The organism is Cytobacillus oceanisediminis (genome assembly GCF_004366035.1).
Lineage (GTDB): Bacteria > Bacillota > Bacilli > Bacillales > Cytobacillaceae > Cytobacillus > Cytobacillus oceanisediminis_C.
Genome location: NZ_SOEE01000009.1, coordinates 49,497 through 63,436, shown reverse-complemented (window position 1 = coordinate 63,436; position 13,940 = coordinate 49,497). Strand labels below are relative to the sequence as shown.

Here is a 13,940-nt window from a genome sequence, read left to right as displayed (position 1 = left end):
GGTGGTTAAAAAAATGAACATGGAAGATTTTATAGATTTCTGCCGAAAGGGAAATCCCATTTCAGGTGAGGACAAAGAATTGCATGGGCTACTAATTCAATGCAGTTATGAAGCTCAAAGGATCACTATGGAATTGAATACCTCGTTTCATTCAAAAGAGGAAATAGCAGAGATATTCAGTGAACTGACAGGAAGCCAAGTTGATTCTTCCTTTATGTGTTTTCCGCCATTTTATACAGACTTCGGCAAGAATATCACGATTGGCAAGAACGTGTTTTTTAACACAGGATGTTCCTTCCAGGACAGGGGCGGAATTCGGATCGGAGACGGAGCCATGATCGGTATGAATGTCACGATTGCTACACTGAATCATGGGTTATCCTTAGAAACAAGAAACACAACATACCCGTCACCAGTTATCATTGGCAAAAACGTCTGGATTGGTTCAAACGCAACCATCCTGCCTGGTGTGACGATTGGTGAAAACTCGGTGGTTGCGGCAGGAGCCGTTGTCACTAAGGATGTTCCTGAAAATACTGTTGCTGCAGGAGTTCCTGCGAAAGTTGTGAAGAGGATTAATGCTGGTTTAGAGTGATTATAGTGTTATTAAAACTTTCTCCCATAGATACAGCTCTTGTTCTGCTTCCTCTGCAATAATATACTATAAGCCGCTTAATCCTAAGATGTATATTTATGTGAGAATACCCTGAAAGGAGTTTCATTCATGAATATTACATCTTTTTTATTATATTGTTTTATCGTTACGTTTACGCCAGGTCCAACGAATATCGTCATATTATCCACTGTCCATAGTATTGGGACAAAGAAGGCGATGGAATATACCTACGGTGCTACCATTGCATTTGGTCTGCTGCTTATGATTTCAGCTATGCTGAATACGATCCTTATGGAGGTCATACCAATGATTTTAATGGTTATGCAGTTAATCGGAAGCTTTTATATATTCTATCTGGCTTATCAAATATTCAAAGCGGATACTTCAAAGCCAGCTGAAAACCAAAATGGGACCTTTATGTCAGGCTTCCTGATGCAGTTTTTAAATCCAAAGGTTGTTTTATTTACAATGACTGTCATTCCCAGCTTCATCATGCCGTATTATACGGAAGTGCCTGCTGTGGCAATGAGTGTTCTCGTCATTACGTTTATTGGATTTTTAGCATTCATTACATGGGTTCTTTGCGGTACCATTTTCAAGGCGTTTTTACTGAAGCATGATAAGATTGTAAATATAGTAATGGCCATATTTTTAGCTTATTCCGGTGTGATGATCTGGATGTAGGTATGCTGTTAAGGGGTGAATCCAATGGACAAATTTATCTATAAAAAATCGGCAGGCATTACTGCGTTGTCAGCAAGTATTTCTGAATTTGCGTATAAAAGGCATGCTCACGCGGAATATGCAATAGGTGTGACCCTGCGCGGCATTCAGCACTATACCCTGGATGGCGGTCTCCAATTATCCTATCCAAATGGCGTTATGCTCTTTAATCCGGAACAGGCACATGACGGAATGGCGCATGATGAGACTGGCCTTGACTATGTAATGTTATATATTGACCCCCAGTTGATTTCAGAGGTTAGCGGGACAAAGGATATCGTCCGTTTTTCAAATCCCGTGGTGTATGATGAACGGCTTGAACAAAAAATATTGAGTCTTTCTCATGCCGTTTTAAGCGAAAAAGATGAAGCCTTTTGCAGTGAATTACTAATATCCCTCACAGATTATCTCAATCAAACCAAACTTTCATCATACGATAAGAAAGATAATGCTCTAATTAGAAAAGCGAAGGATATGGTTCATGGGAGCTTGGAGAATGTGCTTAAACTTGACGACATATGTAAGGAGCTGAATCTATCAAAATACCAGTTTATCAGATTATTTAAAGCTCATACCGGAATTTCACCATATCAGTATTTTCTCAACTGCAAGATTGAACGAGCCAAGCAAGTAATAGAAAAAAATAAAGACATCTATGCCGCTGTTAGTGAATGTGGTTTTGTTGATTTAACTCACTTAAATAAGCATTTTAAAAGCGTATATGGGACTACAGCATTTGAATATATGTCACATTTAAACTGAGAGGCTGAAATGTAAGGGGCAGCTTTGGATATTAGTTGAATACTATCCATAACCATTGTAATATTCAGTTGTTAATTGATACCTTCGGGAGGGAGATTGGTATGCCATTAAAAGTAGGGGACATAATTACATTTGAACGGACTTTTACAAAAAGGGATGTTGAATTATTTACAGAGATATCAGGTGATGAAGGAATTCATCATATAACCCCGGATGAACAGGGGAGGCTTGTGGTTCAAGGGTTATTAACGGCCACTCTTCCAACCAAAGTGGGCGGAGACGCAAACGTGTTGGCCCGTACGATGAATTTTGAGTTTTTGAGACCTGTTTTTACAGGAGATACTATCAGCTGTGAAGTGACCATCGATAAATATGAAGAGCAAGATCGTAATAGAATGGCTATTGCGGCCACTTTCCTTTGTACGAATCAGAATGAGAAACAAGTACTAAGAGGGAATTTTGCGGGTGTAATATTATCTTAAATAGTACTTATATTAAGCAGCTGCCAGCAAGGCGGCTTTTTCTTTTTGGACTAAAGAATATAAAAATCGAAAAATATGGAACCTCCGGCAATGAAATCCGTAATAGTAATAAAGAAAGGTACAAGGGGGATTTACATGATCTGGTTACTCCTGCTTGCAGTGGTTAGCTGGATTATTTTATTTTTGCGCAAAAAGCTCTCATTTAAATTTGGATTATCTCCAAAATCATTAGACATAAAACCGATTAAAGGATTAAAAAAGCTAAGTGATCACCTGGAGAGGTCTCTTAGTAAAAGTTATATGGGAAACGTAGAAGAGAGGGTAATGAAAGAAATTAAGCTAAAAGAAAATGAGTACAGCTGGCGTCTGCTGGATTTAAAAAGCTACTTTATTTTGACTTCTCTTTTAAAAGAGTCCCCGATGTTCAGTGGAAAAGTAGATGATCTGTGGCATCAGATGCTCATGTTTACCCGTGAGTATGATGATTTTTCAAAAGAATACTTAGGAAGCACTCTCCATCATAGTCCGAATTTAAAAAAGTCGCCTGAACCTGATTTGCGCGGATTTTTTGATTGGGTGTATGGTGAGCTCTTTTTCATAAGAAATGAAAATATCCATCTTTATAAGGGATTTTACAGATTCCCTGTACCTCCAAATATAATTGATGAATTTAAACGTTTGCCGGAAAATGAACTAGTAGAGCTTTATTTTAAGAGTGATAGCAAATATATGGCTACTGTGCTCTCACTTATATCTGCCATGAAAAAAACAGCAAAGAAAGTAAAAAATTACGAAAAAGGCACTGTACAAGAAATGATGAGAAAAAATAAGCAAAACTATAACGCAATGCTCGTTCCTTTCATCTCTGTTTCCTATTATCATTATGATGATTTTTCCAGTTACATGAAAATCAGCAGCAAGCTTTCATCAAGCTGTACAAGCTCCTGCAGTTCCTGCAGTTCCTGCTCATCATGCAGTTCCTGTTCAAGCTGCGGCGGGGGCGGAGATTAATAAAAAGAGAGCCGAGCTGGTCGAAAGGCTAAGACCGGCTCAGCTGCCGGTAAACATTGATTGGGGGAACACCCCTCACACAAATGAGGGGGATAACTTATTTATCTTGAGCAAGCTCTTTTCTATTGGGAGCAAGCGGCGGCTGTTCAAACCACTTGTTTTTCACCATAATACTGAACCATTTCCTGGTGATTCCTAATGTTTTTAGAATGGCTTTTTCATAAGCAACGGCCAGGTCTGTCCGCATGGATCCGGCTAGGCCTGTCCCGTAATATACTTGAGCAGTTTGAGCCAGAAAACCCATATGGTACAACATTAATTTATCTGAGAAAGGAGAGTCTTTTGATGTGGTAATCTCCGATTCCAGCGACATTGGGACTGGCAAATTATCTTTATACATAATTTTTGAAAGGGCTTGCAGGTTTTCATCAGCGGCTTTTTCTAATTCCTCAAAAAACTTCCTTATATCTTTCGATTCTGTGACTTGACTGAATCCGATGGAAAGGGCTTTTGCCATAATCCCCTTTTTTATGTTAAGAGATATACTGATTATTTCTGTAGAAGATAAAACTCTCCCTTTTCCGAAAAATCCATCAGTAAAATCTTTTGCAGTAATAAGTTCAGGGCTTTCGGCAGGGTAAAAATAGGGATCTCTCTGAAAAACTCCTTTTTTCAGCAGCAGCTCAATGGTTAAATCGTACATGCTTTTTGCATCATCAACACATGAATTATAAAACTCCCTTATATCCTTTCTGACCGAAACACTTAAAGCGGTAGTATGACCCAACAAACCATGTATAGTCATAATATGTAAATAATTTAAGCAGAATGTGTCTGAAAACAATCTCTCTGCACTTTTATTGAGGTCGGACTCTGTAAACCCAATGGGCACTGGAAATCCATCCCTCTCAATGAAGGAAACAAGCTGCTTCTTTTGCTTTTCCCCTGTCTTAATGGCGATTTCAAAGACTTGTTTTGTTTCTTCGTCTTCTATAATAGAAATCATATACCTATTTACGATCTCGGTCATTGTTCCGTTTACATACTCCCCCCATAGTGTTCCTATTTCGGAAGCTGTAAGCTTTAAATTATCATTTTCCAATTGTTCTCACCTCTTCTGTATTTTTTACTCATACAGCATGAGGTATGCATTCCATCGGCCTTAAACCTTTAAGATTAATTGTGCAGCTTCTGGTACTTACCGTCGACATTGATACGGCACTGCAAATATGCAACCTTTAAGTTGCTTGTGTTGACAAGTAACCATATGGTTGCTTATAATCATAATATGAATTGGGACAAAGACGCTATATTCAAAGCACTTGGTGATTCGACTCGGCGGCTTATATTGGACGAACTGTCTGAACGTAAAGAGATGACGCTATATGAATTAACGGCTCGTCTCATTATGAAGCACGGTCTTTCCATTTCGAGGCAGGCAATAGCTAAACACCTTTCTGTTTTGGAAGAAGCAGAGCTCATAAAATCCGAACGAAAGGGAAAATATCGTGTAATTATTTTCAATAACCAGCCACTTAAAAATTTGCTGAAAGGATGGCTAGAGTAATTTACTAAAAGCAGAATAGGAATTCTAACAAATATGCGGGCTGGTTTTGCTGGCACCCAGATTGTTAGTACAGAATCATGCGCTATATATATCAAAGGAGGCAAAAACATGATGAAAGTAATTGTCACCAGTATCTTCGTCCAGGATCAAGATAAGGCATTGAAATTTTATACAGAAACGCTGGGGTTTGCAAAAAAGCATGACATTCCAGTCGGAGAACACAGGTGGATCGCCCTTGTTTCTCCCGAAGATCAAGACGGTACGGAGCTATTGCTGGAACCGAACGTACATCCGGCCGCCAAAGAATACCAAAAGAAGATATTTGCAGAAGGAATTCCGGCAACCATGTTTGGCGTTGCTGATGTACACGAAGAATATAACCGATTAATAAAACATGGAGTGATATTTACTATTGAGCCGACCGTAATGGGTGATGTCACACTGGCTGTATTCAATGATACATGCGGCAATCTTATTCAAATAGTGCAGAACTAGCCTGAAATAAGGGCCTTTATGGAGGTCCTATTTTCTCATTGTGCTGCGTAATATATACTCAGACAAAATAGAACCCATTATTTCAAATTAATGGATTATACAGGGCCGAACGTTGTGATTCTGCTTTCTATACACGAATAATGTCAATTCCTCTCGAATTCTTTTATGTAAAAAGAAATTGGGGAGGATTTTTTATGTTAAAGAGATTTAGAAACATGCTGATGGTTCTTGCTGCTGGAGTTCTTATGCTTGCCGCTCCTTCATATACAGAAGCAGCGCTTGGGGAACGGACACTTGCCAATGGATCATCAGGGTCAGATGTGGCCGAATTGCAGGATTACCTGATGACAAAAGGGGTTTTCCCGTACCATACGTCGACAGGATACTATGGATCTATCACGGTGGAAGCCGTCAAGGATTTTCAGCGTAAGCGCAATCTGAAGGTTGATGGAATTGCAGGAAAGCAAACAGGCCATGCGTTAAAAGTGCTGAGATATGGAGACATTGGGAAGCAAGTCATCCAAATTCAATATCAACTGAAACAAACAGGTCACTATAAATCTAATTTAGATGGTATTTATGGAAATGGCACAGTGAGCGCCGTCAAGAGCTTTCAAAAACAGCAAGGACTGACTGCAGACGGAATTGCCGGCCCTAGAACAAGAGCAGAGCTGGATCGAAAGGCCAAGCCTGGTTCAGCTGCCGGTAAAACATTGACTGTGGAAAGCACAGCGTACACGGCAGATTGTGAGGGCTGTTCAGGTGTGACACGGATGGGTCTGGATTTAAATAAGTACCCTGATGCGAAAGTGATTGCTGTCGATCCCAGTGTCATTCCGCTTGGCTCCATTGTAAAAGTAGAAGGCTATGGAGTTGCGATAGCAGCGGACATAGGCGGCGGCATAAATGGAAGTTCAATCGATGTGTTCATTCCTAACCGCAGTGATGCCCTTCAATGGGGGCGAAAAAGCGTGCGTGTGGAAGTAATCGAATAAGTATGAGCTGGCCCGCACAATCATGCGGGGCAGCTTTTTTTGTTTTGGAATACCTAAAGAGAGGAAGGCAAATACATATAAAGCAGTATAGAATTTCATCCATATTGTGGACGGAATATGGATCTGTTACTGGTATATTGATGCTAAGAACATGATGGACAGGGGTGAAAAAATGATTAAAGGACTGTACGAAGCACATTTGCCGGTAAGTAATACCAGCAGGTCAATTGAGTTTTACAGGGGCTTGGGATTGGAATTAGCAATAAATTATGAAAAAACTGCATTTTTTTGGATCGTTAAGAATGAAAGCTGGCTTGGGTTATGGGAATGTGACCAGGCACATATTACTTATCATCCGTCCATCAGACATATTGCTTTTAGAGTAGATTTAGAAGATCTAAAGAATGCCAAAACGTGGCTCGAAAAGCGCGGCATCGAAATGCGTGAAGAATTCGGCTTTAAACCTCTTGAACCCATTATAATGCCAGACCAGACACATGCTATGGTCTATTTTCATGACCCAGATGGAAATTCATTGGAGTTTATCTGTAAATTATCATCTGAGCCTGAAGATAAACCAAAGATGTATTTAAGTGATTGGGAGAAGTATTTGAAGAATAAAAACTAAATTTTTTCTTAGTTCAACGAAATGGGCAGGTTGTGGAACAAGGGTTATAATTAAAGAAACAGTTTCATTGAAAACTTGTATAAAAAGGGTGCGTATCATGCCGATTAATTCTTTTGAAAATTATCCTATGACCTGGAAGCCATCCATTGATAAAACAGAAAAGCCCATTTATCAAGCACTGGCAGGGCAATTGGAACAGGATATTCTAAATGGAGTGTTATTACCCGGAACGAAACTTCCTCCACAGCGGGAATTGGCCGATTATTTAGATTTAAATTTGAGCACCATTTCAAAAGCATTTAAAGTTTGTGAGTTAAAGGGGTTGTTAAGTGCAACGGTTGGAAGCGGCACATTTGTGTCCTATGATGCTCTATCGAATGCGTATTTACTTGAAGATACAAAGCCGAGGCACTTAATTGAAATGGGGGCAACACTTCCGGATAATGCTTCTTTCGAGCCGCTGATGCTACAGCTGAAAAGTATGCTGCAGGAGACAGATTATGAAAAATGGTTTGGTTATGGCCGGGGAGGCGAAAGCCATTGGCAAAAGGATGCAGCGGTAAAGCTAATCCGCAGGGGCGGGTTAGAAACAACCGTTGATCACATTTTATTTGCAAATGGCGGTCAAAATGCTATTGCTGCTGCATTGGCAAGTCTTTGTAAGCCGGGAGAGCGCATTGGAGTTGACCAGCATACATACCCTGGCTTAAAAACGGCTGCAGCAATGCTTAGTGTGCAGCTGGTGCCAATAAAAACAGAGAACTATGAAATGTGTCCAGCATCTTTTGAATATGCATGTAAAACTGAAAATATTAAAGGCATTTACTTGATTCCGGATTATCATAATCCGACAGCTTCCTTTATGTCGGTTGAGAATCGAAAAATGATCGCAGCTATTGCCAAAAAGTATAATCAGTTCATTATCGAAGATGCGTCATACCATCTTCTCAGCAATGAACCACTGCCGGCAGTCGCATCATTTGCACCAGAACAGGTCATCTATATTGCAAGTTTATCCAAATCGTTTGCACCGGGTCTGCGGATGGCCTATGCTGCAGTGCCCAGTCAATTCAAGGAGCCAATTTCAAGGGCACTTTATAATTTAAATGTATCCGTTTCTCCTTTACTGGCAGAACTGGCAGCGCGTACAATTGTATCCAATCAATTTGAAGCCTTAATTGAAGGCCATCAGGAGCAGACGATTCGCAGAAACCAGCTCGTAAACAGATATCTGGCAGGCTTTACGTGCTTAGGTGCTGAAACAGGCATCTTTCGCTGGCTGCTATTGCCAGGCAAGATTACAGGGGCAGAATTTGAAGCGTTAGCTAAACAGCAAGGAGTACAGGTATTTGCAGCAGAACGGTTTGTAGTTGGAAACAGTTGTCCGGAGAGGGCCGTAAGAGTTTCTGTTTGTGCCCCGGAAACGCTTGAAGATCTTGAGAGAGGATTGATTATCCTTAAACGTCTGTTAGACAGTCTTATCTAATATTGTTTGCCATACAATTATAATATTGTATGGCTTTTTTGCGCGTGTTAAGATGATTTAAATCTAGTTGGAATATTATGAAAATAGAACTTTCTAGAAAGGAGGTTAGATGTTGCTGTTTAAAAATAGTGAAAAAGTGTTAGACTCCCATTCTGCCTGGCTGCAAAGCTGCATCAATTCTTCTGAAAAACAGCAGCAACTATACAAAAGAACATTAATTGTCATTGTCATATCCCAGATTTTTGGCGGAGCAGGACTTGCAGCCGGGATAACAGTAGGGGCACTTCTAGCTCAAAATATGCTGGGTACAGATAGTGTTACGGGAATTCCGACGGCATTGTTTACTTTAGGGTCAGCGGGGGCTGCGCTGCTGGTGGGGCGGCTTTCCCAGCGGTTTGGACGCCGTCCTGGACTTGCGGCAGGATTTTTGGCTGGAGGCATCGGTGCCATTGGAGTAGTGGTTTCATCTTTAACTAACAGCATTCTGCTATTATTTATTTCACTGCTCATCTACGGGGCTGGAACGGCTACAAACTTACAGGCGCGCTACGCTGGAACAGACCTGGCAAACCCGGCACAAAGGGCAAAGGCTATTAGCATGGCCATGGTTTCCACTACGTTCGGTGCTGTCGCCGGCCCAAATCTTGTGGATGTAATGGGGGAGTTTGCCATATCCATAGGAATTCCTGCTTTAGCGGGTCCATTTATATTAGCTGCTGCAGCGTATATACTTGCTGGATTGGTTCTATTTATGTTCCTTCGTCCTGATCCATTTATTGTGGCAAAAGCAATATCAGATGAACAAAGTAAAACCAGCCATTTAGAGAAAAATTTGAATTTGGCATCGATAAACAGGCGAGGTATTTTTGCAGGAGCTGCCGTAATGGTTTTAACTCAATTTGTGATGATGGCCATTATGACGATGACACCCATACATATGGGACACCATGGACATGCTTTGAATAAAGTGGGGCTTGTCATTGGATTTCATATAGGTGCGATGTTTTTGCCTTCGTTAGTAACTGGTTTCCTTGTTGACAAAATTGGCCGTGCTGTTATGGTTATTGCTTCAGCTATTACCCTGCTTGCCTCTGGCATTCTGGCTGCAGCCGGACCTGCTGATTCAATGGCCGCACTCAATATAGCCCTTGTTTTACTCGGGCTTGGCTGGAATTTTGGCTTAATTAGCGGCACCGCCATTCTTGTAGATTCAACTCACGCTTCTACTCGGGCTAAAACGCAGGGTTCTATCGATGTATGGATTGCTTTATCAGGAGCATTAGGAGGAGGTGTATCCGGAATAGTTGTAGCATACTCCAGCTATGCAGCCCTTTCAATTTCTGGTGCTGCCCTTTCATTACTGCTGATCCCCCTCGTTTTTTGGGCAGGTATCCATCAAAAAGAGAAAAGTATAAGCATAAGTGACTGAATTTTCTGTATGATAATTAACTCCAAAAAATTAAAAAGGAATGTTTATAAATGGAACATAAATTTGCTGAGAGAGCTCGCTTTGTAACATCTTCTGAGACACGTGAAATATTAAAAATAACAGAAAGACCAGAAGTAATCTCTTTTGCGGGAGGACTGCCAGCCCCGGAGCTGTTTCCTATAGACCCTCTAAAGGATGCATGCAATGCTGTATTGAATGAAGATGGTGCGGCTGCCCTTCAATATAGTACAACTGAAGGCTATATTCCTTTGAGAGAAGCTATTTGTCAGAGAATGAAAATGGCTGGGATTGACTCCAGCTTTGAAAATGTTCTTATTACATCCGGATCCCAGCAGGCAATCGACCTTACGGGAAGATTATTTATCAATGAGGGAGATGCGATTATTTGTGAAAGCCCGACCTATCTTGCCGCCATTAATGTATTCAAGTCATATAAGGCCCAATTTATTGAAGTAGCAATGGATGAAGATGGAATGTTGATGGAAGAGCTGGAGAAAAGGCTGCAAGAGCATCCCCATGCAAAATTTATTTATACGATCCCTGATTTCCAAAACCCTACTGGCCGCACCTTAAAACTTGAAAGGCGAAAAAGAATGATTGAGCTTGCTAATCAATATGATGTGCTGATTGTAGAGGATAATCCCTACGGTGCTGTAAGATTTGCCGGAGAGGAAATCCCTCCAGTAAAACATTTTGACACAGAAGGCAGAGTCATTTATTTAAGCACTTTCTCGAAGATTTTCGCTCCCGGTCTTCGGCTTGGCTGGATTTGTGCAGACCCATTTTTTATTGATAAGTATGTTGCTTTTAAGCAAACAGCTGACTTGCACACTGATAGCTTTGCTCAAAGAATTACGGCAAAGTATATGGAACTTTACGATATGGAAGAGCACATTCATAAAATAAAAGCTGTTTATAAAGAAAGGTGCACAGCAATGTTATCCTGCATTGAAGAATTTTTCCCCAATAATATATCTTACAGTAAGCCGGAAGGCGGATTATTTATTTGGGTTGAGCTTCCAGAGGGCATTGATTCAGCGCATATATTTACAGAGTGCCTGAATAACAATGTTGCTTGTGTACCTGGCGCTCCCTTTTTTCCAAATGGAACACAAACAAATACATTGCGTTTAAATTACTCCAATATGTCCAAAAAGAAAATTGTTGAAGGGGTTAAGCGTATGGGAGAAGTATTGCACCGGGAATTACAAAAAGATTCAATGCTGACTGTCTGACGGAAAGAAGATGTTGTGCCCCAATTTGGTTTACTTTAATATCTGCAAGACGAAATAATACTCTATAACCAGCAGTCAATCTAAACTCACACTACGAAAGCGGTTTTTGGAAAATGTCGGAATAACCAAATGTTCCTCACCCAATAACCTGGCCATCATTAGAGGTAAGGTGCCGAGTATATTGTTAAATAATGATATAAAAAGAAAAGCCCAATTTCCTAATGAAAGCGGGCGTTTCTTAATCATAGTTAATAAGCGGAAGTTGAAAATAATAGAGGAAATCCAATATCCATATTTACTTATCTGCTGAAATCAGACAAAGCGATTGGTACTCACTTCAAAATTATTTATTGAGCTCCAAATAAACTCACCTTTGAAAATCTTGAAAGAGAAAATGAGAATTAAGCGTGTGAGATTAGGATTTTATACCGCGTATCAAGTTTTCACCTGTAATATTGACTGTACTAGAGGATCCGGGAGCTATTTTAAGAATATGTCTAGTAGAATCTTTCTAAGCAGGGAATGAAAGACTAGAATCCTATTTAAGCCTCTTTTTCGTATGTGATTGGTTCAGTACATTTTGTTAAAATTTAATTATTCCCCAACAAGCCCGTAAAATAATTCATAACCAAAATACCTCTGCCGTATTTATCTATCTACTTTTCCCATACCCAAAAGATGGACAATGGTGATTTTACGTTAGTAAGAATGATCAGTTTATAATAAATGAATTTTCGCAATTTTCAAAGGGGTCTTTTCGTATTACTTCACAAAAAATACTTGAATCACTTGTTTTGCATTTGATTTGTTCACCAATCGAAGTAACCCTCTGCGAATAAATCAATGATGGGAGTTAAAACTTTATATGAAAAATGCTTCAACTGTTTTTTATGTATCACTAGCAATAATGGCTGGTCTTGTTCTTATGGGCATTACAATGCCAGCATCGTTAGAAAAGATCACGAGCAGTACACAAGGCGTGATTACGGAATCGTTTGGGTGGTATTACCTTGTGATTGTTTCGTTATTTGTGTTCGTCTGTTTTTATTTATTAGTAAGTCCAGTTGGCCGGATAAAGCTCGGGAAGCAGGAGGATAAGCCTGAGTTTTCACGTCCAACTTGGCTTGCGATGCTTTTTAGTGCAGGAATCGGAATTGGGTTAATTTTTTATGGCACCTATGAACCTATCAGCCATTACATGATTAGTTCGCCTACTGGCCAAGAGGGTACTGATCAGGGGATTAAGGATGCGATGAGGTTTACTTTCTTTCACTATGGGATCCATGCATGGGCTATCTATGGTTCGATTGCGATGGCTTTGGCTTATTTTACTTTTAGAAAAGGGGAACTGAGTTTAATTAGCCGAACCTTAAGGCCGCTGATTGGGAAACACTCGGACGGGGCTGTAGGAAAGGCAATTGATGTCATTGCGGTTATTGCAACGGTTTTAGGGGTTTCTACCTCTTTGGGATTTGGTGCCATGCAAATCAACGGGGGGCTTTCCTACCTTTTTGATGTGCCTAGTACGATGACAAACCAAACCATTATTATTCTCATTGTGACAGTCTTATTTATGATTTCTGCTTTAACAGGTCTAAGCAAGGGGATTAAAGTGCTAAGCAATATGAATATGGGGCTTGCGGCTCTCCTTTTCCTGATTGTGTTTATTTTGGGACCTACACTTTTTATCCTTAACTTATTTACCGATACGGTTGGGGCTTATATGCAAAACTTCATTAACATGAGTTTTCGGATTGCCCCCCTGAACGAAGAGGGACGCAGCTGGATTAATGGGTGGACTATCTTTTATTGGGCATGGTGGATTGCCTGGTCTCCCTTTGTTGGTGTGTTTATTGCCAGGGTCTCAAAAGGCCGAACGATTCGTGAGTTTGTTGTAGGTGTTCTTCTCGTTCCGTCACTAATTGGATTCATATGGTTTACAACCTTTGGGGGTACGGCCATTTTCACTGAATCTGCAGGGATGCTTTCAATTTCGTCATTGGCTCCCGAGGAATCTCTTTTTGGCGTGTTAGAAGGGTTTCCATTCAGCATGGCAATATCCCTGTTAGCCATTTTGATCATTGTTACGTTCTTTGTGACATCAGCTGACTCTGGTACATTCGTTTTAGGGATGATGACAACGAATGGATCGCAAAATCCAAGTACACCGATAAAAGTAACTTGGGGAGTTCTTCTCTCGATTATTGCGATTGCTCTCCTTTATTCTGGTGGCCTGCAGGCTCTTCAAAACACCATGATCATCGCAGCTCTTCCATTTTCAGTCATTTTGGTGTTAATGGTAGTCAGCTTACTAAAATCTTTAAAACAGGAAGCAAAAGAGCTCGGACTAGGTCAGATTAGAATGAATCGGAAGGAAAAGCAAAGCAAAAAGGATGTTCAGGAAACCGGATAAACAATATTTATTAAACTGGCAACATTTCAACTTTGGTTGGGATGTTGCTTTTTTTTATTAGTAAATCAATAATTTGC

The 13,940-nt window shown here is 40.3% G+C and carries 14 protein-coding genes; 13 read left to right on the top strand and 1 reads right to left on the bottom strand.

From position 1 onward, the window contains the following. Positions 1 to 13: 13 nt before the first annotated feature. From DFO72_RS21390 to DFO72_RS21370, 5 genes are all read left to right on the top strand, one after another. Positions 14 to 595 (top strand): sugar O-acetyltransferase, encoded by a 582-nt coding sequence (locus tag DFO72_RS21390; protein ID WP_113884144.1) that lies wholly within the window; start codon positions 14 to 16, stop codon positions 593 to 595. 129 nt (positions 596 to 724) lie between these two features. Then, positions 725 to 1,300, top strand: coding sequence for a LysE family translocator (locus tag DFO72_RS21385; RefSeq protein ID WP_113884143.1), 576 nt, complete (start codon positions 725 to 727; stop codon positions 1,298 to 1,300). Between the two features lie 24 nt (positions 1,301 to 1,324). Then, on the top strand, positions 1,325 to 2,101 hold the full coding sequence (locus DFO72_RS21380) for a helix-turn-helix domain-containing protein (RefSeq protein WP_113884142.1): 777 nt from the start codon (positions 1,325 to 1,327) through the stop codon (positions 2,099 to 2,101). Between the two features lie 101 nt (positions 2,102 to 2,202). After that, the gene (locus DFO72_RS21375) at positions 2,203 to 2,583 is read left to right on the top strand and encodes an FAS1-like dehydratase domain-containing protein (RefSeq protein WP_113884141.1); all 381 of its coding nucleotides are present in this window, start codon (positions 2,203 to 2,205) and stop codon (positions 2,581 to 2,583) included. Between the two features lie 135 nt (positions 2,584 to 2,718). After that, positions 2,719 to 3,594 (top strand): hypothetical protein, encoded by an 876-nt coding sequence (locus DFO72_RS21370; RefSeq protein ID WP_113884140.1) that lies wholly within the window; start codon positions 2,719 to 2,721, stop codon positions 3,592 to 3,594. A gap of 97 nt (positions 3,595 to 3,691) precedes the next feature. Here DFO72_RS21370 and DFO72_RS21365 read toward each other — a convergent pair whose 3' ends face one another. Continuing rightward, the gene (locus DFO72_RS21365; RefSeq protein WP_113884139.1) at positions 3,692 to 4,696 is read right to left on the bottom strand and encodes a DUF3231 family protein; all 1,005 of its coding nucleotides are present in this window, start codon (positions 4,694 to 4,696) and stop codon (positions 3,692 to 3,694) included. A gap of 186 nt (positions 4,697 to 4,882) precedes the next feature. On the opposite strand from DFO72_RS21365, the gene DFO72_RS21360 reads away from it, so the two are divergent. The 8 genes from DFO72_RS21360 (at position 4,883) to DFO72_RS21325 (ending at position 13,863) form a co-directional block, all read left to right on the top strand. Continuing rightward, the gene (locus tag DFO72_RS21360) at positions 4,883 to 5,161 is read left to right on the top strand and encodes an ArsR/SmtB family transcription factor (protein ID WP_113884306.1); all 279 of its coding nucleotides are present in this window, start codon (positions 4,883 to 4,885) and stop codon (positions 5,159 to 5,161) included. Positions 5,162 to 5,272: 111 nt separating this feature from the next. Beyond that, a complete protein-coding gene (locus DFO72_RS21355; protein ID WP_113884305.1) occupies positions 5,273 to 5,656 on the top strand; it encodes a VOC family protein in 384 nt (127 codons plus the stop codon). A 194-nt stretch (positions 5,657 to 5,850) separates the two neighbouring features. Beyond that, a complete protein-coding gene (locus tag DFO72_RS21350) occupies positions 5,851 to 6,651 on the top strand; it encodes a peptidoglycan-binding protein (RefSeq protein ID WP_113884138.1) in 801 nt (266 codons plus the stop codon). 172 nt (positions 6,652 to 6,823) lie between these two features. Next, positions 6,824 to 7,279, top strand: a complete 456-nt coding sequence (locus DFO72_RS21345; protein ID WP_113884137.1) for a VOC family protein — start codon at positions 6,824 to 6,826, stop codon at positions 7,277 to 7,279. A gap of 97 nt (positions 7,280 to 7,376) precedes the next feature. Next, complete coding sequence (locus DFO72_RS21340) at positions 7,377 to 8,765, top strand: PLP-dependent aminotransferase family protein (RefSeq protein WP_113884136.1); 1,389 nt, start codon at positions 7,377 to 7,379, stop codon at positions 8,763 to 8,765. 109 nt (positions 8,766 to 8,874) lie between these two features. Then, on the top strand, positions 8,875 to 10,194 hold the full coding sequence (locus DFO72_RS21335) for an MFS transporter (RefSeq protein WP_395858196.1): 1,320 nt from the start codon (positions 8,875 to 8,877) through the stop codon (positions 10,192 to 10,194). Between the two features lie 50 nt (positions 10,195 to 10,244). Next, complete coding sequence (locus DFO72_RS21330; protein ID WP_113884135.1) at positions 10,245 to 11,450, top strand: PLP-dependent aminotransferase family protein; 1,206 nt, start codon at positions 10,245 to 10,247, stop codon at positions 11,448 to 11,450. Positions 11,451 to 12,315: 865 nt separating this feature from the next. Then, entirely contained in the window at positions 12,316 to 13,863 is a 1,548-nt protein-coding gene (locus tag DFO72_RS21325) for a glycine betaine uptake BCCT transporter (protein WP_113884134.1), read from the top strand. Positions 13,864 to 13,940: the final 77 nt, after the last annotated feature.